Origin of the sequence: Streptococcus mitis (assembly GCF_003942685.1) — a bacterium.
GTDB classification, from domain to species: Bacteria; Bacillota; Bacilli; order Lactobacillales; family Streptococcaceae; genus Streptococcus; species Streptococcus mitis_CD.
The window spans coordinates 116,160-139,506 of the sequence record NZ_RJNR01000001.1 but is presented as its reverse complement, the minus strand read 5'-3'; the positions used below and the strand labels follow the sequence as shown (position 1 = coordinate 139,506).

Annotated in this window: 24 protein-coding genes and 1 pseudogene; 10 read left to right on the top strand and 15 right to left on the bottom strand. The window is 42.2% G+C overall.

Annotated features, from left to right (window positions below; genetic code table 11):
• Positions 1 to 26 precede the first annotated feature (26 nt).
• From D8855_RS00660 to D8855_RS10980, 8 genes and pseudogenes are all read right to left on the bottom strand, one after another.
• The gene (locus D8855_RS00660) at positions 27 to 248 is read right to left on the bottom strand and encodes a TetR/AcrR family transcriptional regulator (RefSeq protein ID WP_185757546.1); all 222 of its coding nucleotides are present in this window, start codon (positions 246 to 248) and stop codon (positions 27 to 29) included.
• A 143-nt stretch (positions 249 to 391) separates the two neighbouring features.
• Positions 392 to 1,618: an MFS transporter gene (locus tag D8855_RS00655; protein WP_004254988.1), complete on the bottom strand. Its 1,227-nt coding sequence runs from the start codon at positions 1,616 to 1,618 to the stop codon at positions 392 to 394.
• 121 nt (positions 1,619 to 1,739) lie between these two features.
• On the bottom strand, positions 1,740 to 2,024 hold the full coding sequence (locus D8855_RS00650) for a bacteriocin immunity protein (protein ID WP_004254985.1): 285 nt from the start codon (positions 2,022 to 2,024) through the stop codon (positions 1,740 to 1,742).
• A gap of 230 nt (positions 2,025 to 2,254) precedes the next feature.
• Positions 2,255 to 3,118, bottom strand: coding sequence for an Rgg/GadR/MutR family transcriptional regulator (locus D8855_RS00645; RefSeq protein ID WP_020901821.1), 864 nt, complete (start codon positions 3,116 to 3,118; stop codon positions 2,255 to 2,257).
• 103 nt (positions 3,119 to 3,221) lie between these two features.
• The gene (tsaD, locus tag D8855_RS00640) at positions 3,222 to 4,232 is read right to left on the bottom strand and encodes a tRNA (adenosine(37)-N6)-threonylcarbamoyltransferase complex transferase subunit TsaD (RefSeq protein ID WP_020901820.1); all 1,011 of its coding nucleotides are present in this window, start codon (positions 4,230 to 4,232) and stop codon (positions 3,222 to 3,224) included.
• Complete coding sequence (gene rimI / locus D8855_RS00635; RefSeq protein WP_125415529.1) at positions 4,222 to 4,659, bottom strand: ribosomal protein S18-alanine N-acetyltransferase; 438 nt, start codon at positions 4,657 to 4,659, stop codon at positions 4,222 to 4,224. Before rimI ends, tsaD begins: the two co-directional genes overlap by 11 nt.
• Entirely contained in the window at positions 4,656 to 5,339 is a 684-nt protein-coding gene (gene tsaB, locus D8855_RS00630) for a tRNA (adenosine(37)-N6)-threonylcarbamoyltransferase complex dimerization subunit type 1 TsaB (RefSeq protein ID WP_125415527.1), read from the bottom strand. The genes rimI and tsaB overlap by 4 nt, the downstream gene beginning before the upstream one ends.
• A 103-nt stretch (positions 5,340 to 5,442) precedes the next feature.
• Positions 5,443 to 5,655: pseudogene (locus D8855_RS10980) on the bottom strand (hypothetical protein).
• A 1,001-nt stretch (positions 5,656 to 6,656) separates the two neighbouring features.
• On the opposite strand from D8855_RS10980, the gene D8855_RS00615 reads away from it, so the two are divergent.
• The gene (locus tag D8855_RS00615; protein ID WP_000639572.1) at positions 6,657 to 6,890 is read left to right on the top strand and encodes a DNA-dependent RNA polymerase subunit epsilon; all 234 of its coding nucleotides are present in this window, start codon (positions 6,657 to 6,659) and stop codon (positions 6,888 to 6,890) included.
• A gap of 1 nt (position 6,891) precedes the next feature.
• The gene (gene rnjA / locus D8855_RS00610) at positions 6,892 to 8,571 is read left to right on the top strand and encodes a ribonuclease J1 (protein ID WP_125415525.1); all 1,680 of its coding nucleotides are present in this window, start codon (positions 6,892 to 6,894) and stop codon (positions 8,569 to 8,571) included.
• A 200-nt stretch (positions 8,572 to 8,771) separates the two neighbouring features.
• Here rnjA and mnmG read toward each other — a convergent pair whose 3' ends face one another.
• The 4 genes from mnmG to mnmA form a co-directional block, all read right to left on the bottom strand.
• Positions 8,772 to 10,685 carry a tRNA uridine-5-carboxymethylaminomethyl(34) synthesis enzyme MnmG gene (gene mnmG, locus D8855_RS00605; RefSeq protein WP_077804433.1) on the bottom strand — a complete coding sequence of 638 codons (1,914 nt, stop codon included), beginning with the start codon at positions 10,683 to 10,685 and terminating at the stop codon, positions 8,772 to 8,774.
• Positions 10,675 to 11,106, bottom strand: coding sequence for an NUDIX hydrolase (locus D8855_RS00600; RefSeq protein WP_125415523.1), 432 nt, complete (start codon positions 11,104 to 11,106; stop codon positions 10,675 to 10,677). The genes mnmG and D8855_RS00600 overlap by 11 nt, the downstream gene beginning before the upstream one ends.
• An 8-nt stretch (positions 11,107 to 11,114) precedes the next feature.
• Positions 11,115 to 11,570 (bottom strand): NUDIX hydrolase, encoded by a 456-nt coding sequence (locus tag D8855_RS00595; protein WP_185757545.1) that lies wholly within the window; start codon positions 11,568 to 11,570, stop codon positions 11,115 to 11,117.
• Positions 11,571 to 11,710: 140 nt separating this feature from the next.
• Entirely contained in the window at positions 11,711 to 12,832 is a 1,122-nt protein-coding gene (mnmA, locus tag D8855_RS00590) for a tRNA 2-thiouridine(34) synthase MnmA (protein ID WP_049509911.1), read from the bottom strand.
• Positions 12,833 to 13,133: 301 nt separating this feature from the next.
• Between mnmA and D8855_RS00585 the strand changes: the two genes are divergently transcribed.
• Positions 13,134 to 14,015 carry a hypothetical protein gene (locus D8855_RS00585; protein ID WP_049509908.1) on the top strand — a complete coding sequence of 294 codons (882 nt, stop codon included), beginning with the start codon at positions 13,134 to 13,136 and terminating at the stop codon, positions 14,013 to 14,015.
• A gap of 87 nt (positions 14,016 to 14,102) precedes the next feature.
• Here D8855_RS00585 and apf read toward each other — a convergent pair whose 3' ends face one another.
• Positions 14,103 to 14,753 (bottom strand): aggregation-promoting factor, encoded by a 651-nt coding sequence (gene apf, locus D8855_RS00580; RefSeq protein ID WP_000843469.1) that lies wholly within the window; start codon positions 14,751 to 14,753, stop codon positions 14,103 to 14,105.
• Positions 14,754 to 14,992: 239 nt separating this feature from the next.
• Here apf and sdaAB point away from each other — a divergent pair, with 239 nt between their 5' ends.
• From sdaAB to D8855_RS00565, 3 genes are read left to right on the top strand one after another with little or no spacing between them, the layout of a single operon-like run.
• Entirely contained in the window at positions 14,993 to 15,664 is a 672-nt protein-coding gene (gene sdaAB, locus D8855_RS00575; protein WP_000838909.1) for an L-serine ammonia-lyase, iron-sulfur-dependent subunit beta, read from the top strand.
• A gap of 8 nt (positions 15,665 to 15,672) precedes the next feature.
• A complete protein-coding gene (sdaAA, locus tag D8855_RS00570; RefSeq protein WP_004254952.1) occupies positions 15,673 to 16,545 on the top strand; it encodes an L-serine ammonia-lyase, iron-sulfur-dependent, subunit alpha in 873 nt (290 codons plus the stop codon).
• 21 nt (positions 16,546 to 16,566) lie between these two features.
• On the top strand, positions 16,567 to 17,199 hold the full coding sequence (locus D8855_RS00565) for an HAD family hydrolase (protein ID WP_004254948.1): 633 nt from the start codon (positions 16,567 to 16,569) through the stop codon (positions 17,197 to 17,199).
• Positions 17,200 to 17,308: 109 nt separating this feature from the next.
• Here D8855_RS00565 and D8855_RS00560 read toward each other — a convergent pair whose 3' ends face one another.
• The gene (locus D8855_RS00560) at positions 17,309 to 19,159 is read right to left on the bottom strand and encodes a polysaccharide biosynthesis protein (RefSeq protein WP_045605200.1); all 1,851 of its coding nucleotides are present in this window, start codon (positions 19,157 to 19,159) and stop codon (positions 17,309 to 17,311) included.
• A gap of 85 nt (positions 19,160 to 19,244) precedes the next feature.
• The gene (locus tag D8855_RS00555; RefSeq protein ID WP_001291454.1) at positions 19,245 to 20,075 is read right to left on the bottom strand and encodes a glycosyltransferase; all 831 of its coding nucleotides are present in this window, start codon (positions 20,073 to 20,075) and stop codon (positions 19,245 to 19,247) included.
• Between the two features lie 154 nt (positions 20,076 to 20,229).
• On the opposite strand from D8855_RS00555, the gene D8855_RS00550 reads away from it, so the two are divergent.
• The 4 genes from D8855_RS00550 (at position 20,230) to D8855_RS00535 (ending at position 23,345) form a co-directional block, all read left to right on the top strand.
• Positions 20,230 to 21,396, top strand: coding sequence for a CynX/NimT family MFS transporter (locus D8855_RS00550; protein WP_024057315.1), 1,167 nt, complete (start codon positions 20,230 to 20,232; stop codon positions 21,394 to 21,396).
• Between the two features lie 138 nt (positions 21,397 to 21,534).
• Positions 21,535 to 21,861 (top strand): PadR family transcriptional regulator, encoded by a 327-nt coding sequence (locus tag D8855_RS00545; RefSeq protein ID WP_000273858.1) that lies wholly within the window; start codon positions 21,535 to 21,537, stop codon positions 21,859 to 21,861.
• Positions 21,848 to 22,441, top strand: coding sequence for a DUF1700 domain-containing protein (locus tag D8855_RS00540; protein WP_084887752.1), 594 nt, complete (start codon positions 21,848 to 21,850; stop codon positions 22,439 to 22,441). Before D8855_RS00545 ends, D8855_RS00540 begins: the two co-directional genes overlap by 14 nt.
• On the top strand, positions 22,434 to 23,345 hold the full coding sequence (locus tag D8855_RS00535) for a DUF4097 domain-containing protein (RefSeq protein ID WP_125415519.1): 912 nt from the start codon (positions 22,434 to 22,436) through the stop codon (positions 23,343 to 23,345). The genes D8855_RS00540 and D8855_RS00535 overlap by 8 nt, the downstream gene beginning before the upstream one ends.
• The last annotated feature ends 2 nt before the right edge of the window (positions 23,346 to 23,347 follow it).

The following is a 23,347-nucleotide window of genomic DNA, read 5'->3' as shown; positions in this document are numbered from 1 at the left end:
ATCTTCCTCTAGTATTCCATAAATCATCATATCCAAAACCTGTGATAATTGATGTTCATATCCTGAAAACAAGTTAGATAGAGGTCTGATTTCCCTGAAAAATTATGATACAAAACTCCTTTGGAAATACCATCCACTTTACAAAGTTCATTGATGACAAAACCTTGATAGCCTTTTGTAGCAAATTCAAACAAAGCAGCGGTAATGATTTTCTCTCTTCGTAGTCTTGTTTTTTCTTCTTTTCTCATGTATTTATCTCTACATTTTTTAATTATAAACCGATTGGTCTGAAATGTCAAGCAACTTTCTCAAAAATTTAACAGTCTGCTGATTGTAGCCATCATAAACAGACTGGAATCCAGTCTCAAACATATAATATACACATTCTTCGCTAAATGTTTTCACGGATATTCAAGAGTATGATAAAGGCAGCTAGAAGAAATAGCAATAAAACAAAGCTAACTGCCAGAGTTCCAAAGCTAGTAGCAATGGTTACCAAAGCTATTGTAAATAAGCTAGGTAAAACAACTGTAATGGCACCGATAGAGGATTGAACTGCTCCCATTGACTCCTCAGGTATTTGTTTAAAAATGAGTTCCTGTAATCGAGGAGAGAGGATACCTGCGAAAAAGGCATCCAAGGCACTAAAGATAAGAATCCAGTCAAAACGAACTGCCACAAAGCCAACTAAAAGGAGTAATTGGATAATAAGCGAGGCATATAGGGCTAGTTTTATGGAGATTGTATTCTTCAGATAGCCACTCACAAGGCTTCCGACAATAAGGGCTGACAATTCAAGGGTGGATAACAAGGCAAGAGATTGACCTGTTTGTAAATTCAAAAAGGGCTGATTCCTCAAAAACAGAGTAGAAACAGGAACTGTAACATTTATCACTGCTTGACTAATAGAGATAATAAACAAAACCAAGAGCACCTTATTCATATTCCATATCAATTTTGATGATTGGAGCAGATGCTGGCAAAAGGATTTTACAGAGAGTCCTTCTTGATAGCTAATCGTTTTTTCTACTTTCAAGAGGTCTGTTTTTATGAAAAGAATACCTAAAAATGCGATTAAAAAGGTCAGAGCATTCAGTAAGGAAATAGACTGGATAGATAGAATACCTAGTAAGACTCCTCCTAGAATATTACTGATTGTTTTCACTAAACTAACAGTTGACTGTTTAAATCCAATAGCTTCTGCCAGATGGTCTTGCCCAATAATTCTAATGAAAATCGGAGTGAGCATGGCGCCTGAAAAATAACTCAATGTGTCAGATAAGAGGTTAATCAGACAAATAAATGCTACTAATAACAAGGAAAAGGACTGCCCTGAAAGTGATAAAGAAACGATAGAGTAAAGCAAAAATTTTGCAAAACTAATCATTGTATATTTTAGGACACGATGATGTTGAAAATCCGCCAAAACTCCCAGAAAGATTTGCAGAACTTGAGGAAGGGTTTCTGAAATCGTGATCAGTAAAATCGCCAAAGGGGCAAAAGATGCATCTGCCACATAATTCAAAAAGGCCAGATAAAAAATCGTATCCCCAACCGTTGAAATCCACTGGTTGATGGTTAATTGCCTAAAATTTCTATTTTGAAGAAATACTTTCATCACAACTCCTTTTAAAGTTCCAGTGTATAGAAAACAAGACTTGGTTTAATATTGAACTCCAAGCCTTGCTCATATTCAGATTCATCCATTATATGATGTTCATGCCGTATTTTATAATAAATCATATCTTAAAAATACCAGACCACACTATTCCCTGCTTGTATTTAGCTTCTTTCTTTTGGACAAATTTTGCTAAATCCAACAACTCTGTCGGCGGTTCACCTTTAAAGCTCAACAATTCTTTAGAGACGGCAAAAGAAAGACGTACAGCTAACAAATCTTCATTAGTACTAGAGAACTGTTTTGCTGTTTCCAGCAATTGCTTCCTAAATTCTTCCGTCAAGCTAATTTCTTTATTATTGTATAGGGAATGAATTAACATTTGTAACTGACTTTGTTTTTCCATCGTTTACCTCATTTTATCTAGGACGCCAAGTTTCACTTTTAGTCCAGCCATTTACAGTATGCTCATAATTAAACATATACTGTACGAATTCCCATCTATAAACCACTTCTGCGACTTAGGATCTGCTTGAAGTGCTTTACAAGGATAGTATAACACGAAAATTAGCTTATTTTAGAAAATCGCATATTTGATATTTTTTCTTATAGAAATTTCAGATTTGCAATTGTTGACTACTCAATAAGTTCTTTGTATTGCTTCAAACGCAATTCGAAGAGGGCTAGCAATTGTGGATTTTCTAATACTTGCAGAGATTGGATAAATCTTTCAATCTCTTTTTGATTGCTTCCTTTGGTTTGAAGGAAAATCTTCATTTTCTTTAAAAACTGCCACAATACTTTTTCAAAAACATCGTATGGACGAAGCATGCTCTCTAGCTCAGCTTCAAAAATTGGGATATAAGAGAAAAGTTTACGCTCCATGAGTTCTGATATAATATTCAGAAATCCACTTTTCATATACAATCGATTATGTACCAACTCTTTAAATTCCCTAGATTTCTCAATTAAAGCGGTCGATAAAAATATCAAATCTTGATTGCTCAAGAAGGGCATGGTATTGCAAAAGAGATAGAGTTCAAACCAGGTCCAAGACTCAATAGCATAGAGATAGATAGTCAAAAACTCGCTATCTTCTTTTACTAATGGATAGTTCTTATTTAAGGAATGGAGTGCGTTTTTAATTACAATGGCATTCAAACGACGATAGGTCTCTGCCATCTGTTCTTGCTCGACTTCCTCCAACAGTTGCTCTAAACCAGCTATATCTTGGTGGGCAAAGCGATCCACAACCTTTCTACCAATCTGCATATGTAGGGATTCTTGATAATTGTTTAGCTTATGACCAAACTCATCAAAATTCATATTGATCCCTTGGATGGCTAGGATCAACTTATCCGCAGATAGCATAGACTGCCCTAGTTCAAACTTGGACAACTGAGAGGCTGTTAGACCAGCACAAGCCACATCTGACTGCTTGAGCTTTCTCGCCAAACGTAATTCCTTGTAAAATTCTCCCAACTCCATTCTCTCAATCATCTCACCACCTCCTATTTTTTATATAGTATATCATTATTCACAATTATTTGTCAAAATATTCTGACATTTAAGAGAGCAAAAAAGCCAGCCCTAAGCTGACTCTTTATTCCATGGTATCAAAAGCGAGACTTGGTTTGGCATTGAGGTCCAAGCTTGCAAAGTTTTCTTTGTTCCATTCGCTGACGCTGGCATAGGCAATCATACCTGCATTGTCTCCGCAGAGGCGCAGAGGTGGAATGATGACCTTGACATCTGCGATTTCGGTTGCTAGGCGTTCTCTGAGACCTTTATTGGCTGCCACACCACCTGCCACGACTAGAGTTTTAACAGGGTATTTCTCCAAAGCCTTCTTAGTTTTTGCCATGAGAATATCCAGGACAGCTGCTTGGAAGGATGCACACAAGTCCTCTGTAGACAGACTTTCTCCCTTTTGCTCGGCATTATGGTGAAGATTGATAAAGGCAGATTTCAAACCTGAGAATGAAAACTCCAGATTATCTTCCTTAATCATGGCACGAGGAAAGTCATAAATATCCTGCCCCTGATGAGCCAGCTCGTCAATCTCACGACCGGCAGGATAGGTCAAGCCCATGACACGGCCGACCTTATCATAGGCCTCACCAACCGCGTCATCTCGCGTTTCCCCAACAATCTTGTAGTCACCAGCCTCCGAAACATAAACCAACTCTGTGTGTCCACCGCTGACCAAGAGGGCTAGCAAGGGAAACTCCAAAGGCTCCACGCTCTGAGCTGCCATAAGGTGACCAGCCATGTGGTTAACGGGAATCAGCGGAAGTCCATGTGCCCAAGCAAAGGCCTTAGCAGCTGATAAACCAACTAGTAAAGCTCCCACCAAGCCAGGTCCATAGGTAACCGCCACAGCTGTTACATCGTCTTCGGTAATCCCTGCTTCTGCCAACGCCTCCTCGATGCAGGCTGTAATGACCTCGACATGGTGACGACTGGCTACTTCTGGCACTACGCCCCCAAAACGTTTGTGGCTCTCAATTTGACTAGCAATGACATTAGACAAGAGCTCATCGTCGTTTTTCAAGACGGCGACACTGGTCTCATCACAGGATGTCTCAAATGCTAAAATATATCTATCCTTCATCTATTTCTCTCTTCATGATAATGGCATCCTCGACTGGGTCATGGTAGTAGGCCTTTCGCTCAGCGATGACTGCCATCTTTTCTTTCTTGTAAAATGCTTGTGCTCGGTGATTTGACTTTCTGACTTCGAGGAAAATCTCCTTGTCTGTCGGCAATTGAGCAAACAAGGCTGATGCAATTCCCTGACCCTGATAGGTTTGTTTGACAGCGATTTGCAGGACTTCTGCCTCAAAAAGATTCTCCTGCACAGCTAGAAAGCCAATCACTTCTGCCCCATCATAAGCCAGAGCATACCAAGTCTGATCTTGGGACAGGTCTGCTTGAATTTGTTCCAGCGTCCAAGGACTGACTGGGTAAACAGCTATCATAACAGCGTAGATGGCTTGAGCCAGATCAGGTTGCTGTTGAGTTCGTTTGATTTCTATCATAGGCGCTTAATGTAGGACTCACCAGACTCGGTATGGTTCTTGAGCCAGTTTTCCTCAGCCTCGACTCGTTTGAGGTAGTTAGGCACAAAGTCGTGCAAGGAGTCTGCTTCCTTGTCCCAAGCCAAAAGAGCAAGATTGGCTGCATTAGGCAAGGTTTCTTTGAAATTAGTCCTTGGCAAGTGTTCTTGAATCTGCTCCACAAAGGGGCCAACTTCTCCGACAAAGGTTACCTGACTAGCGCCCTTGATTAACTCAATCACTCGCTCAAAAGGCAGGTGCGCTTCTGGCATGACAGGTTTGGCATTTTCATAAAATCCTGCATAAACATTGTTGCGACGAGCATCCATCAAAGAGACGAACAAGCCTTCTTGTTGGTATGGCACCAGAGCCAAGAGGCTAGACATACCAACTAACTCGATATTCAGAGTGTGAGCTAAGATCTTGGCAGTGGCTACCGCGATTCGCAAGCCTGTGTAGCTACCTGGCCCTTCCGCCACAACGATTCTATCCAAATCCTTGGGCGTCCAGTTCACACTTGCCATCAAAAAATCGATGGCAGGCATGAGGGTAATACTGTGATTTTTCTTAATATTAATCGTCGTCTCGGCAAGAACCTGCTTGTCCTCTAAAATAGCGAGAGAAAGAGCCTTGCTGGACGTATCAAAAGCTAATACTTTCATAACACATTCCTATCTTTTTGTCTGCTTACTATTATACTACAAAAGCTGGCACATGGGAATTTTCTTTGCCCCCAAACAAAAAGCCCCAGCATGAGCAGGGCATCTAAGCATTTAATCCAAAGTAAAATACAAACCAAACGACATAGGTTACAAGGAGGATAAAAATTGAATAGAGCGTCACAAAAGCAAGCTTCCAAAGGAATTTTTTTTGCGGTGTCCCAGATATACAAACAGAGCATTCCCCCTTAGACACAGGCTACAAAGACTATAAACACCAAGAGGCCAACCCTATCGCAAATTCAAACAAACTAAACATTCTTAATCCTACTTTTGGTATTCCTATTTTTATATAAACTGTTGACTATGTTGGTCTATCAATGTTAAAATGTAATTCAACACTGGTAGGAAAATCAGGTTGAGTCGTTGACTCTTCGGGTTGCGGTGCTATCCCTGAAACTTTGGTTTCTAAAGAACTGGAATTGCGATTGAACAATTCGCCCCCAGTGTTCGACAGCTCTTGACTTCGGTCAGGAGCTTTTTGATGCTTTTAAAGTTGATTCCCTCAGTAAGTTATAGTAAAATATAAATATTGAGAGGATAACGTAGAGCGACTGGTAACAGAGCGTTCAAAGGTACCAACTTCTGGTACGGGTGTGGGACTGCCTTCAGCTTTGAGCTGTAAAGACCCCTGACTACCATTGGTCCTCTCTTTTTGCTTACTCTTAAATTAAGTGCTTGTCTTTGCCTTTTAGTAAGCACTCCACTCCATCTTGCTATTTCTACATCGTTATACTTATAGATTGACTTCTTAGCCTCATAGATGATAGAATTAAGTAAAGGCTGAGATCGAGTTTGATTTGGTGACAAGTCATTCAAAGGTTGCGATGCATTCGCTTCAGGTAGAGGTGCTGCCACCTGGACTGCTCCAGGAAAATCCCCGAGTTTTGTCTCAGCTTTTTTATTTGCTCTCGAGATTTCTCAAGAGCTTTTTCTTTTTTCAAAGATATCATTCTGTCCCAACCATCTACACCAACGATTAATGAAACTAGAACTATATTCTCCCTTAAATCTACTATCTCTTTAGATTTCCCCTTTAATTATAACACCTAAGCGCTCTCCGACCAAATCCTATCTATCTTTTGCTCCCTCTTCCCCTCACGACTTTCTCGTTTCCGTCTTTTACTAATTTTTCATTTTGTGGTATAATTGAAATAATTGTAACGAATCAAGGTCAATCTAGACACAAAATGGAATGAAATCAAGCAAATCTCTGCTAAAAGTTTGGAATAAGCTGACCTGTAAATAGAAAGGAACTATATGATTTACAAAGTTTTTTATCAAGAAACAAAAGAACGTAGCCCACGTCGTGAAACAACACGCGCACTTTACCTAGACATCGATGCCAGCTCAGAACTTGAGGGCCGTATCGCTGCTCGCCAACTTGTCGAAGAAAATCGCCCAGAGTACAATATCGAGTATATCGAACTCTTGTCTGACAAATTGCTAGATTACGAAAAAGAAACTGGCGCCTTCGAAATCACGGAGTTCTAATATGGCCTACACTCTTAAACCTGAAGAAGTCGGCGTTTTTGCCATCGGTGGTCTGGGAGAAATCGGGAAAAACACTTACGGGATTGAATACCAAGATGAGATTATCATCGTCGATGCTGGGATTAAATTCCCAGAAGATGACTTGCTTGGTATCGACTATGTCATTCCTGATTACTCTTACATCGTGGACAATATCGACCGCGTCAAGGCTGTCTTGATTACACACGGACACGAGGACCACATCGGTGGGATTCCATTCCTTCTCAAGCAAGCAAATGTCCCTATCTACGCTGGACCACTTGCCTTAGCTTTGATCCGTGGGAAACTCGAAGAACACGGCCTCTTGCGCAACGCCAAACTTTACGAAATCAACCACAACACTGAGTTAACTTTTAAAAACCTCAAGGCAACTTTCTTTAGAACGACTCACTCTATTCCAGAGCCTTTGGGAATTGTTATTCATACTCCTCAAGGAAAAATCGTCTGTACAGGTGACTTCAAGTTCGACTTCACTCCAGTTGGAGAGCCTGCTGACTTGCACCGCATGGCCTCTCTTGGGGAAGAAGGCGTGCTCTGTCTCCTATCTGACTCAACAAATGCAGAAGTGCCAACCTTTACCAACTCTGAAAAAGTCGTTGGTCAGTCCATCATGAAGATTATCCAAGGCATCGAAGGACGTATCATCTTTGCATCCTTTGCCTCAAATATCTTCCGTCTCCAGCAAGCAACAGAAGCTGCTGTTAAGACTGGACGTAAGATTGCTGTCTTTGGTCGCTCTATGGAAAAGGCCATTGTCAACGGAATCGAGCTTGGCTACATCAAAGCTCCTAAGGGAACCTTTATTGAGCCAAATGAAATCAAAGATTACCCTGCAGGCGAGGTTCTCATCCTCTGTACAGGTAGTCAGGGTGAGCCGATGGCTGCCCTCTCTCGTATCGCCAACGGAACCCACCGTCAGGTGCAACTCCAACCAGGTGATACGGTTATCTTCTCTTCTAGTCCAATCCCTGGAAACACTACTAGCGTCAACAAGCTGATCAACATCATTTCTGAAGCTGGTGTTGAAGTTATCCACGGTAAAGTGAACAATATCCATACATCTGGACACGGTGGCCAGCAAGAGCAAAAGCTCATGCTCCGCTTGATTAAGCCAAAATACTTCATGCCTGTCCACGGTGAATACCGCATGCAAAAAGTCCACGCTGGACTAGCAGTGGATACTGGGGTTGAGAAGGACAATATATTTATTATGAGCAATGGTGATGTGCTTGCCCTTACTGCTGACTCAGCTCGTATCGCAGGTCATTTCAACGCCCAAGACATCTATGTCGATGGAAATCGTATCGGTGAGATCGGTGCTGCTGTCCTCAAAGATCGTCGTGATCTATCTGAAGACGGTGTCGTTCTGGCAGTCGCAACTGTTGACTTCAAATCACAGATGATTCTATCTGGTCCAGACATCCTCAGCCGAGGCTTTGTCTACATGAGAGAATCTGGCGACTTGATTCGCCAAAGCCAACGCATCCTCTTCAATGCAATTCGTATCGCACTGAAAAATAAGGATGCTAGCGTTCAATCTGTCAATGGTGCCATTGTCAACGCTATTCGCCCCTTCCTCTATGAAAATACCGAACGTGAACCGATTATTATCCCGATGATCCTCACACCAGATGAAGAATAAAGCAAGAAAACAGCCCCGAAGACGGAGCTGTTTTTCTCTATGCTTTCTTTTGATATTAAAACTCAATAAAAATCGAAATCAGACTAGAAGGCTAGGCGAAAGCATAACTCAAGTTAGCTCCCATAGTTCGGGGAACTATGGGAGGCTGTAGATGAATCAAAGCTAAGCTTTGAACTCATTCGTAAGAAGCCGACGACGTATCATTTTGATTTTTGAAGAGTTTTAGAAATACTACGATTTTTACCTTCAAGATACACCATTAAAATAGAAATGTCTGCTGGGTTTACTCCCGAAATACGGCTGGCTTGTCCGATGGTTTCTGGATTGATGAGTTTGAACTTCTGACGAGCTTCGGTTGCGATAGAATCAATGTCATCCCAATCGATATTGGCTGGAATGCGTTTTTCTTCCATGCGTTTCATCTTGGCAACCTGGTCCATGGCTTTGGAAATATAGCCTTCGTACTTGATTTCTGTTTCAATCAATTCGATAATCTTGTCATCCAAGTCCTCTGCAGCTGGTCCGATGAAAGCCACCACATCTTGATAAGAAACTTCTGGACGGCGAAGGAATTCCTTGGCTGTCACTGCATCTGTCAAAGGCTTGAAGCCCATCTCCTCAACCTTGGCATTGGTTTCCTTGACTGGCTTGAGTTTGATGCTGTCTAGGCGCTTCATCTCATTTTCAAATTGATTTTTCTTAATTTCAAAGCGAGCCCAGCGTTCATCATCCACAAGACCAATCTCACGTCCCATCTCCGTCAAACGCATATCAGCATTGTCATGGCGGAGAATGAGGCGGTATTCAGCACGACTGGTCAAAAGGCGATAAGGCTCAATCGTTCCCTTGGTTACCAAGTCGTCAATCATGACCCCAATATAACCGTCACTACGCTTCAAAATCAACTCTGGCTTGCCTTGGATTTTCAGAGCCGCATTGATACCCGCGATAATCCCTTGGCCAGCAGCTTCTTCGTAACCTGATGTTCCATTGGTCTGACCAGCAGTGAATAGACCTGAGATTTTCTTGGTTTCCAGAGTCGCACGCAACTGGTGAGGCAAGACCATGTCATACTCAATGGCATAACCTGTTCGCATCATCTCTGCATTTTCCAAACCTTTGATAGAATGCACCAGCTCACGCTGGACATCCTCAGGTAGACTGGTTGAGAGGCCTTGGACATAGACTTCCTCTGTATTGCGTCCCTCTGGCTCAAGGAAAAGTTGGTGACGTTCCTTGTCCGCAAAGCGTACAATCTTATCCTCAATCGACGGACAATAACGAGGGCCCACTCCCTTGACCACACCTGTAAACATAGGCGCACGGTGGAGATTGTTTTGGATAATCTCATGACTGGTACCATTGGTGTAGGTCAACCAGCATGGCACTTGATCCTTGACATAATCCTCATCACGTGAAGTATATGAGAAATGATTAGGCGCTTCGTCTCCTGGCTGAATCTCTGTCACATCGTAGTTGATAGAAGAAGCCTTGACACGTGGAGGGGTTCCTGTCTTGAAACGACCGATTTCGAGGCCCAGTTCCTTGAGATTATCAGCAAGGTTAATAGAAGCTAGGCTGTGGTTAGGGCCTGACGAGTACTTGAGGTCTCCGATGATGATTTCCCCACGGAGGGCTGTTCCTGTCGTCACGATAACAGCCTTGGCAGCATATTCTTGATGGGTCGCTGTACGCACACCGACAACCTTGCCGTCTTCCACCAAAATCTCATCAATCATAGTCTGACGAAGGGTCAGATTTTCTTGATTTTCAACCGTCTTGCGCATTTCCTTGGAGTAAAGCTCCTTGTCAGCCTGCGCACGAAGGGCACGAACGGCAGGACCTTTCCCAGTGTTGAGCATCTTCATCTGGATGTAAGTCTTGTCAATGGTTTTGGCCATCTCGCCACCGAGGGCATCAACTTCACGCACGACAATCCCTTTGGCAGAACCACCGATAGAGGGGTTACAAGGCATGAAAGCCAGCATTTCAATGTTGATAGTCGCAAGCAAGACCTTACAGCCCATACGGCTAGCTGCTAGGGATGCTTCTACCCCAGCGTGTCCCGCACCAATTACAATAATATCGTATTCTTCAGTAAAATTATAAGTCATTTCTTAACCTTTCAAAAATTTCTCGTAAATAAGGAACTAACTTCTCCTCCTCTAGAGCTTGAGCCATAGTAACCCATTTAAAGTGCGTATGCTCTTCTGGATCTAATCTGATAATTGGCTTCTCCCCAACCCACTCTGCTTTATAAACTAAGCGAGTAAAGACAGTATCCTTAGAGGTATCCAGTTGACTATCTTCGTGAAGAAGTTTGAGCGAACTGCTATCTAGCCTAACTCCCGCTTCTTCAATACATTCTCTATGAGCTCCATCTCGAGGAAGTTCACCCTTTTCAACTCCGCCACCAGGAATATCCCAGTAAGTTGGATAAACATTGGGTTGTCCTCTTTTAATTTCCGAACGCTGAATGAGCAAATAATCATCACCACTATGAACAAGTACATGGGCAATAAGCTTAACCATCATTTTCTCTCCTATTCCTCAAGATGAATGTGTCTTAGTTGGCCGTCCCAATCTGGTAGGGCTGTTTTTAGAAAGGCTGGAACTAGCTGGATATTCTGGAGCTTATCCAAGTCAATCCACTCACATGGCTGCCTTTGCTCATCTTCCTGCATGGTCAATGGGGCATCTTCAAGCAAATCCACCAGATAATGAAACTCGATATTGTGATAAGAAACAACGTCCTGTTCAAAACGATTTTCAACCACAAAAGCTAGTTGCCCAGCTTGAGCTTTGACACCCAGTTCTTCCCTCACTTCACGAACTACCGCGTCTTCCGTGCTTTCATTGACTTGAATCGCACCGCCAATAGTGTAATACTTACCCTTGTCTTTGGTAACTAGAAGCTTGCGATTTTGGAGAATCAAGGCTGTCGCCCGAACTCCAAAAATTGTATTTCCTACTTTTGTCCGAAAGTCTTGCTGAGTCATTCTTATCCTTTCCCTTAAACGACACAAAAACAGTCAAAACTCCAAAGAAGTGCAGGACAAAAAAGCCTGCAACATCCATGAGCTTTGACCATCATTTCTATTGCTTTTATTATTGTAGCAAATTGAGAAAATTTGTCAATCTAAATGTACTGACAAACTTGTCCATCGCGGTAGGCATTGTCAATCAAACCACCACCTAGACACTCTTCGCCATCGTAAAAGACAACTGCCTGTCCTGGTGTGATGGCACGCTGAGGTTCCGCAAAGATAACCTCTGCCTTATCTCCTTTGACATGGACGGTCACCTTAGAATCAGGCTGACGATAGCGGAATTTAGCCGTACATTCGAGTGTAAACTCCTCTGGCATCTCACGAGTAAAGTGGACTTGGCTAGCCTCTAGGCTGGTTGACATGAGCGAGTCATGGTAGAAACCTTGGCCAACATAGAGGATATTCTTGCTTAGGTCTTTTCCGACAACGAACCAAGGGGCATTGTCTCCACCGTGTTGCCCACCGATACCCAAACCGCCACGCTGACCGATCGTATAATACATAAGCCCAGCATGCTCGCCCATATCGCGACCATCTACAGTCATCATTCGACCAAGCTGGGCTGGTAGATAGTTGCTGAGAAAGTTTTTAAAGTTCTTTTCTCCGATAAAACAAATCCCTGTCGAGTCTTTCTTCTTAGCAGTGGCAAGTCCTGCTTCTTCAGCTAGTCTGCGAACTTCAGGCTTTTCCAAATGTCCCAAGGGAAACATGGTTTTTTGAAGTTGTTCTTGCGACAGTTGGCTGAGGAAATAGGTCTGATCCTTGCCATTATCCACACCGCGAAGCATGTGAACAGTGCCATCCTCATCACGCGCCACTCGGGCATAATGCCCAGTCGCAACATAATCTGCGCCCAAGGTCATGGCATAGTCCAAAAATGCCTTAAACTTGATTTCCTTGTTGCACATGACATCTGGATTTGGCGTGCGCCCTGCACGGTATTCTGCTAGGAAATACTCGAAAACGCGGTCCCAGTACTCTTTTTCAAAATTGACAGAGTAGTAAGGAATGCCAATCTGGTCTGCCACGGCAGCCACATCCTTGTAATCTTCAGTCGCCGTACAGACGCCGTTTTCATCTGTGTCATCCCAGTTCTTCATGAAGATACCGATCACATCGTAGCCCTGCTCCTTGAGAAGAAGAGCCGTCACCGACGAATCAACACCACCACTCATCCCCACGACAACACGTGTTTTAGAGTTATCACTCATGGTAAGTCTCCCATCTATTCGTTTATTCACGATTGAAGGTCGTGTGTGCTTCACGATTGAAGGTCGCTTGAGCAGTATTCATTATAACATGCTTGGTTGGAGAAGACAAGAAAGAGGCTGATAATCTGACATTCTATTTGATAGAAACAGAAATATAATTACAAAAAGGGTAATGAACAGTTAAATCTCGATTCTACTTATAAACTTATTTATAAAATAAGCTAAAAATGATATACTGTAATGAGGAGGAAGTCGTACATGATCCCTTTAAGATACTACCATCCATGTACGTAGTACGATTGTGAAAAACTACAAAGATATTCTAACATCAAAAAATACTATTTTTACTATCATTATTGTTGTAGGTCTTGGACTTTTAATAGGTTTAGTCATTCATCAAGAACATATCCAAGCAGAGAGAGGGAACATCGCTCTCAGCAAACAACATAAGGATGGACAAGATGTCGAACAAGTAAAAAATGCTATTAAAAACTTCAATATTGATTCTGAAACGATTATAGAGGATTGGAAAAAAATTCAAGAATTAAAGCCTACCACTGACGAAGGCAAAAAGACATTAACAGATTTTCTTACTTCTACGGCCGATAAAATCACTAATCATTATACTGAAAAAGCTTTAAAATTGGATATAAAGGAATCCGATAGCCAGTTTGAAGATAAACAAGCACTTGAAACAGCCATCACTTCCTTACAAAAAATACTAGAAATTATTAAAAGTGTCAACTCCACAAGCGAACAAGCTACTATTGATGAAAAAATAAAACCCATTCAAGAACTGATTTCAAAATTCCAAAAGCAAGCTGAAGTCTTGACCAAAAAAGAAGAAGAACAAAAGTCTAATAAAAAAGAAACAGAAACGACTAGTAACGTTGAGGGAAGAGAAAGCTATTCTTCAGAAGGAGGTAGCTACACTCCAAACTATACTGAGTCAAATAGGAACAGATATAATTCACAAGCACCTGCAAGCGAGCAATATTCATCTGATAGTGCTAGAAGTGGGGGAAACACTGCTGTCAATACACGAGATCAAGTTACTGATACTGCAGGAGCCCAAGGAGATACGAATACCAATAATAATAGTAATAATGCTGAAGTTCCCGATGCTAACAGTAATAATCGCACTAATTCAGCTGGAGAAACTCCAGAATCTCGTCAGCCGTAAGCAATCTGTTATTACTACTATTTAAAAATTGTCTTTTGTCAAATAAAAGCACACAAAAAGAGCCATCAAAGGCTCTTTTTCTATTTCTTAATACCAGCCGTTGTTAAGCCAGAAGTTTTTAGCAGCTGACCATGAACCGTAACGTCCTGCAACGTAAGCATCTGCTACACGTTCTTGGTTTTCAGCTGAGTAGTCACCGTTCAAGTATGAATCTGTCAATTGGTAACGTCCAATGTATTGGCCGTTTGTAGCTGTATAGCTACCACCTGATTCTTTTTGTGCAATCCATTCTTTAGCTTCTGCTTCAGATCCACTTACAGTTGCAGCTGGTGCTGAAGTTTCTGCTGCAGCAACAGTTTCTTCTGCTACAGGAGCGCTTGCAGCTGGTGCTGCTTCTTCTACTACTTCTGTAGTTTCTGCTACTGGAGCTGAAACAGTTTCATCTTGAGCTGCTGGTGCCGCATAAGTAGCTGGCGCTGGTGTTGCAGCAGGCGCTACAGGGCCATCGATAACCAACTCTTGACCAACATAAATCAAATGAACGTTGTCGATGTGGTTGTTTTCTGCCAATTTCTCAACAGTTGTGTTGTGAGTTTCAGCGATTTCTGAAAGTGTATCACCTTCTTTAACAGTGTAAGTTGATGATTCTTGAGCAGATACAAATGATGGAGCAAATACTGCAAACAAGGCAGCTACTCCTGCAAGAGTTGTTTTAATCTTTTTAGTTGTTGATTTCATATTTGAAAATTCTCCTTCTTTCTATAGTTCTATCATACCCTTTAAATATTACCGTTTCTTGACACTTTTATGTAGAAATATTACAAAATTATTTTTTATTTCTCTAAATAAGCCATTTTTTGTTACAAAAGATGCTTTTTTATGCTATTTGTAGTGTAAAAAGGTTTTCATCCACAATTAAAGCCAAGACCTTCATTCTTTGATATAATAGAGATAAGAATTTTTATAAGGGGAAACTGATGAAATCACTTCGTTTTCAATCTGTCTTTGATATCATCGGACCAGTTATGATTGGCCCATCTAGTAGCCATACAGCTGGTGCTGTTCGTATTGGGAAGATTGTCTCTTCCATTTTTGATGATACTCCGACAGAAGTCGAATTCCAACTATTTAACTCATTTGCCAAGACCTATCGTGGTCACGGAACAGACCTAGCCCTTGTTGCAGGTATTTTGGGCATGGATACAGATGATCCTGAAATCCCAAACAGCCTGGAAATTGCCCACAAGCGTGGCATCAAGATTGTCTGGACCATTCAGAAAGACAGCAATGCCCCTCACCCAAACACCACTAAAATTACCGTCAAAAATGCTCATAAGACCATTAGCGTGACTGGTATTTCTATCGGGGGAGGAAATATTCAGGTAACCGAACTCAATGGCTTTGCCGTCTCTCTCAATATGAATACACCGACTATCATCATTGTTCATCAAGATATTCCAGGTATGATTGCCCTCGTAACAGAGGCCCTTTCCCGCTATGATATCAATATCGCCCAGATGAATGTTACTCGTGAAAAAGCTGGTGAAAAAGCTATTATGATTATCGAAGTTGACAGTCGCAACTGTGATGAGGCTATCGAAGAAATTCGAAAAATCCCTCATCTCCACAATGTCAATTTCTTTAAATAGGAGGAAGCATGTTTTATTCTATCAAAGAATTGGTCGAGCAGGCAGAACTGGACTTTCAAGGAAATGTCGCAGAACTCATGATTACAACAGAGTTTGAATTGACTGGTCGCGAACGTGAAGAAGTCTTCCTTCTCATGGAACGCAATCTAGAAGTCATGAAAGCCTCTGTCCAACTTGGCCTCAATGAAAATAAATCTCGTAGTGGCCTGACAGGTGGAGATGCTGCCAAATTGGATCACTACATCAAAAACGGAAAAACTCTGTCAGATTACACGATTCTCTCTGCTGCCCGAAATGCTATCGCAGTCAATGAACACAATGCCAAAATGGGCTTGGTCTGCGCTACTCCTACCGCTGGAAGTGCTGGCTGTCTGCCTTCCGTTCTCACTGCTGCTATTGAAAAATTAGACCTCAGCCACGAGCAACAGCTGGATTTCCTCTTTGCTGCCGGTGCCTTTGGACTAGTCATCGCAAACAATGCCTCTATTTCAGGTGCTGAGGGTGGCTGTCAGGCCGAGGTTGGTTCGGCCTCTGCTATGAGTGCTGCAGCCTTGACTATAGCTGCAGGTGGAACACCCTACCAAGCCAGTCAAGCCATTGCCTTTGTCATTAAAAATATGCTAGGCCTCATCTGTGACCCTGTTGCCGGCTTGGTTGAAGTTCCCTGTGTTAAACGTAATGCCATGGGAGCTAGCTTTGCCTTCATCGCAGCAGACATGGCCTTGGCAGGTATCGAATCTAAAATTCCTGTGGATGAAGTTATCGATGCCATGTACCAAGTAGGAGCAAGCATGCCAACTGCCTTTCGTGAAACAGCTGAAGGTGGACTCGCTGCCACCCCTACTGGTCGTCGCCTCCAAAAAGAAATTTTCGGAGAATAAGTTTATCAAATAGGAGAAACCATGACCTCTATCACAGCGATTTTTTTCGATCTGGATGGAACCCTCGTCGACAGTTCTATCGGGATTCACAATGCCTTTACCCATACCTTTAAGGAGCTCGGGGTGCCTAGCCCTGATGCCAAAACTATTCGTGGTTTTATGGGACCGCCCCTCGAAAGTAGTTTTGCGACCTGCCTGCCCAAAGAACAAATTTCTGAGGCTGTGCAGATATACCGGTCTTACTATAAGGAGAAAGGCATCCATGAAGCTCAGCTCTTCCCTCAGATTGTAGAATTACTTCAAGAACTATCCAAGAATTACCCTCTCTACATCACCACTACAAAGAATACACCTACCGCCCAAGATATGACAAAAAACTTGGGAATCTATCATTTCTTTGATGGCATTTATGGTTCCAGACCTGAAGCACCCCATAAGGCAGATGTCATTCGCCAAGCCTTGCAGACACATCAACTAGCACCGGAACAAGCCATCATCATCGGAGATACCAAGTTTGATATGCTGGGTGCTCAAGAAACAGGCATTCAGAAATTAGCCGTCACTTGGGGATTTGGGGAGCAAGCAGATTTGCTAAACTATCAGCCTGATTATATCGCTCACAAACCCATAGAAGTTTTGGCCTATTTTCAATAACATAGACTGGGCGACAACCCCATTTCAGAAGAAAATGGAGCAAGTTTCTACATAACAAAACGCATATTACCAAGATTCTTCAGAACTGATAATATGCGTTTTTCTGTTTTTATTCAACGTGGGTGGTTTGATTGGCAAAGGCGATAATGGCTTGCTTCAATTCATCTCCACTGAGAGTTCGGAACTCTTCAATTTTTTGGTCGATAGCTTCTAGAGGCATGACATTAACCTTACCAACGAAAATCTTATCCATAACCTGATTATCAACAAGTTCTGTTGATACCAAGAGTTCTTCGTAAAGTTTTTCGCCTGGGCGGATTCCAACTTCAACAATTGGAATTTCGCTTTCGGTGTGTCCACTTAGAAGGACCATTTTCTTGGCCAAGTCATAAATCTTGACTGGTTTGCCCATATCAAGGATAAAGACTTCCCCATCCTTGGCATAAGCACCAGCGTGAATAACCAAACGGCTAGCTTCTGGAATGGTCATAAAGTAACGGGTCATGCGGAAATCTGTGACCGTTACAGGCCCGCCTTCAGCAATTTGACGTTCAAAGACTGGAATGACACTACCACGGCTACCAAGAACATTCCCAAAACGAACTGCACAGTAGGTTGATTGGCTACGTTGGTTAAAGCCAGTGACAATCAACTCAGCCACGCGCTTGGTTGCTCCCATAACATTTGGTGGATTAACCGCCTTATCTGTCGAAATCATAACCATCTTAGGTACTTTAGCTTCATCAACAGCCTTAGCAACGTTGTAAGTTCCACGGATATTGTTTTTGAAGGCTTCTTTTGGATTGCGCTCCATCATAGGAACGTGCTTGTGGGCAGCCGCATGATAAACAATAGCTGGCTTGTACTGTTCAAAGACTTGCAACAAACGGTCATAGTCTTGAATATCGGCAATAACTGGTACATAATCAATCCCTTGGAACTTGCGAATCAATTCATGATAAACAAGGTAGATTGAATTTTCCCCATGACCGAGCAAGACGATGCGTTCAGGATTGAAGCGACTAACTTGGCGACAGATTTCAGAACCGATTGAGCCACCAGCACCTGTGACTAAGATTGTCTTACCTGTCAGTTCTGCGCCCAGACGCGATTCATCAAGACGAATTTCCTGACGACCCAAAAGGTCTGTGATATCAATCTTCTGGAAGCCTCCACCTGCTTGGTGAAGCCCTTGAACAACCGTTTCAACCTTAGGCATCTTGTAACACTTGACACCCAGCTTATTACACATCTGCAAGATACGTTCATATTCTGACGGGTCAAGCGACGGAATCGCAACGATAACACGCTCGATTTGATGGCGTTTGGCTAATTCAGGCAGATCATCATATGAACCCAAAACAGGAATTCCACCAAGTTTTTGGCCCTTTTTCTTAGAATCCTTGTCCAAAATACCGACAAGTTCTAATTCACTAGTTGGATGTTGGTAACTATCCATAAAGAGAGCTCCACCATCACCGGCACCAATCAAGAAAGTCCGACGGTGTTCTCCATCACCACTTCCCTTTTTGCGTTTAGAGTAGATTAACTGCCAAGTAATCCGTGGCAATAAAATTAAGAAAGTACTCAACAAGATAAAGAGCACGATAAAACGGATGGAGAAGAGAGGCAAGAAGGCATAGCAGATACTATATGACAAGATACTGCTAGCAGTCACACCAAAAAAGATTTTCATGAAATCCGTAATCTTACTGTAACGACTGATACTAGCGTTCAATCCCCAAAATCCAATCATCAATTGATAGAACAGGAAGGCCAAACTCGTGTAGATGATGTAGTCAACAGGTGCTGGATTAATCAATCCGTAGAATAAGATATAAGATACAATGATGGAAACCACCATACTCAAAATATCAAATATTCCCCAGAAAACCTGTTTTTGTTGTTTATTTAAAATTTCCACCAGATCAATCACATAATCTGTGAGTTTTTTATTCATAGAAATTTACTCCTCCTTAAAAGAGCCGAATAGTTATATTGTTATTATAACACTTTTTCTCTAGTTTATGATTTGCTACAATCTTTTACTTGCTTTTTCGTAACAGTTTCATAAAAATAAACTGTCGGACAAATCCAGGACAAAGGGCAACCACCATCTGAATGGCAACACTCTTGGCATACTCCATGTAAGAAATTTGTCCTCGCTTCAGCATGCGTTGACGAGCTTGACGATAGAGTTTGAGGTAACGCAGTCCCCCACGACGCTCAAACATTCCTGCTCCAACACGAACCTTACACAAGATTTGATCCAGATTTCCAGTCTTAGCTCCTGCAGCAATCATATTGAGCCAGAGGAGGTCATCCTCCATATAAAGCCCATCCTCATAGTTGCCTGCCTTGAGAACCATGTCCTTCTTGAACATGACAGTCATGTGGTTAAAGGCACTTCTCATCCTTTGATAAGCTACAATATCTGCATGCTGGGTTGGAACACGACGGTAAGAAACAATCTCATCAGGATTGTCAATAAACTCTGCAATATGTCCACCTAATAGGTCGAGGTTTTCCTTCTCCATTAGCTGAACCTGTTTCTCAAAACGGTCTGGAACAGCTATATCATCCGTATCCATACGAGCGATGATATCGTACTGACACTGCAAAACACCCTGTCGAAGAGCCAGACCCAAACCTTGATTATGCTCAAGAGGATAGCGTTTCACTGGAATATCAGACTCAGCTTCAAGCTGGTCTAATACCTGATAGAGCTCAGGTGTCAAAGGCCCATCCTCAACTAGAACCAATTCGCTCGGTTTCAGGGTCTGATTTTGAACACTCTCAATAGCATCCTTTAAAAATGTCGGATTTTCCTTGATATAGACCGATATCAATACGCTGATTTTTTGCTTTTCAGACACAGTTTTTCTCCAATGTATAGATTTCCTTCCACTATTTTATCATAATTTTCAAGACTTTCCCATTTTTATCTTGAAAGCCCAAAACCTTACTTGACATTATAAGGAAAAAACCTTAAAATAAGCTGTTATTAAAATCAGCTAGAAGAGGTATTATATGAAAAAGCAATCACTCTTTTTTGTTCCAGGTATTATACTAATTGGTGTTTCCTTGCGGACTCCTTTTACTGTTTTACCCATTATTTTGGGAGATATTTCGCAAGGACTGGGAGTAGAAGTTAGTTCGCTTGGTGTCTTGACCAGCCTTCCTCTCCTCATGTTTACCCTCTTCTCGCTATTTTCTACCCGACTGGCTCAAAAAATCGGCTTGGAGCATCTCTTTACCTATAGCCTTTTCTTCTTGACCATCGGTTCTCTCATTAGACTAATCAATCTGCCTCTGCTCTATCTAGGAACCTTGATGGTTGGGGCAAGTATCGCAGTCATTAATGTTCTGCTTCCTAGTCTTATCCAAGCCAATCAACCAAAGAAAATTGGTTTTCTGACTACCTTATATGTAACCTCTATGGGGATTGCAACGGCTCTGGCCTCCTATCTGGCTGTGCCTATTACACAAGCCAGTTCTTGGAAAGGACTTATCATCCTCCTCACCCTGCTCTGCCTAGCAACTTTTTTGGTCTGGCTGCCTAATCACCGCTATAATCACAGACTGGCTCCACAAACCAAACAAAAAAGCAAAACAAAGGTCATGCATAATAAACAGGTCTGGGCAGTGATTGTCTTTGCAGGTTTTCAATCCTTGCTCTTTTACACCGCTATGACCTGGCTACCTACCATGGCCATCCATGCAGGCCTATCCAGTCACGAAGCTGGCTTGCTAACCTCTATCTTCTCCCTGATTAGCATTCCTTTTTCAATGACTATCCCAAGCCTGACAACCAGCTTGTCTACTCGCAACCGTCAGCTCATGCTCACTCTGGTTTCACTGGCTGGCGTGGTCGGTATTTCCATGCTCTTTTTCCCAATCGGTAATTTCTTTTACTGGCTTGCCATCCATATCCTCATCGGAACCGCGACCAGCGCCCTCTTCCCCTATCTCATGGTCAACTTTTCACTCAAGACAAGCGCCCCTGAAAAGACTGCACAATTGTCTGGTTTATCTCAAACAGGAGGCTATATCCTAGCAGCCTTTGGGCCAACCCTCTTTGGTTACAGTTTTGACCTTTTCCACTCTTGGGTGCCAGCTGTAGCTGCCCTCTTACTCGTCGATATCCTGATGACTGTGGCCCTCTTTACAGTGGACAGAGCTGATAAAATCCTTTAAACTTCTAGTTTTGGCTAGAAGTTTTTTATATATAAAAATTTTACACATTTCTCTTGACAGGGCTTTCATTTAGATGTACAATGTATGTGTAGAAAAATTATATATAAAAATCTTACACATTAGAAAAGGAGGTTCCCCATGTACTTTCCAACATCCTCTGCCTTGATTGAATTTCTTATCTTGGCTGTACTGGAGCAGGATGATTCTTATGGTTATGAGATTAGCCAAACCATTAAGCTGATTGCTAATATCAAAGAATCTACACTCTATCCTATCCTAAAAAAATTGGAAGGCAATAGCTTTCTGACAACCTATTCTAGAGAGTTCCAAGGTCGCATGCGCAAATACTACTCCTTGACAAATGGTGGTATAGAACAGCTCGTGACCCTGAAAGATGAATGGGCACTCTATACAGACACCATTAATGGCATCATAGAAGGGAGTATCCGCCATGACAAGAACTGAATACCTGACTCAGCTAGAACTCTATCTCAAAAAACTGCCTCAGGCTGACCAAATTGAAGCCATGGACTATTTCAGGGAACTCTTTGACGATGCTGGAGTCGAAGGAGAAGAAGAACTCATCGCTAGCTTGGGAACTCCCAAAGAAGCGGCCCACGAAGTTCTCTCCAATCTTCTCGATAAAAAAATCAATGAAGCACCCGCTCAAAAGAATAACCGACAAATTTTGCATATCGCCTTGTTAGCTCTCCTTGCGGCACCCATCGGTATTCCTCTGGGAATCGCCATCCTCGTGTCCCTGTTCGCAATCCTTGTGGCAGCCTTGACTGTCATCTTGGCTTTCTTTGCGGTTTCCATACTTGGTATCATCGGCGGATTCCTATTTTTAGTTGAAAGTTTTACTGTCCTAGACCAAGCTAAATCAGCCTTTATCTTGATTTTCGGTTCTGGTTTACTAGCTATCGGTGCTTCTTCGCTGGTTTTATTAGGTATTTCCTATGTAGCTCGCTTCTTCGGTCTACTCATTGTTCGCCTGGTGCAATTTGTTCTCAAAAAAGGAAAGAGAGGTGACCAGCATGCGTAAATGGACAAAAGGATTTCTCATTTTTGGTGTGGTGACTACTATTATCGGATTTATCCTGCTCTTTGTAGGTATCCAATCTGACGGGATCAAGAGCCTACTTGCCATGTCCAAGGAGCCTGTCTATGATAGTCGGATGGAAGAGCTGACCTTTGGCAAGGAAGTCGAAAACCTAGAGATTACGCTCCACCAACACGCACTGACCATCACAGACTCTTTCGATGATCAAATCCACATTTCTTATCATCCATCTATTTCTGCTAACCATGATCTTGTCACAAATCAAAACAACAAAACTCTAAGCCTCACTGATAAGAAACTGTCTGAAAGTCCGTTTCTCTCTTCTGGAATTGGCGGGATTCTCCATATCGCAAGCAGCTACTCTAGTCGTTTTGATGAAGTTATTCTCCAATTACCAAAAGGAAGAATCCTAAAAGGAATCAACATCTCAGCCAATCGTGGACAAACCACCATCATAAATGCTAGCCTTGAAAATGCGACCCTTAATACAAACAGCTATATCCTCCGAATTGAAGGAAGTCGTATCAAAAACAGTAAACTCACAACCCCTAATATCGTTAATATCTTTGATACAGACCTTACAGATAGTCAGCTAGAGTCAACAGAGAAGCACTTCCACGCTGAAAATATCCAAGTCCATGGTAAGGTTGAACTGACTGCCAAAAAGTATCTCAGAATCATCCTAGACCAGAAAGAAAGCCAACGAATTAACTGGGACATCTCAAGTAACTATGGTTCTATCTTCCAATTCACAAGAGAAGAGCCTAAATCAAGAGGTACGGAATTAAGCAACCCTTACAAAACTGAAAAAACCGAAGCCAAGGATCAACTCATTGCTAGAGCTGATAATGATATTGAGCTAATATCCATACCAAACAGACGTTGACA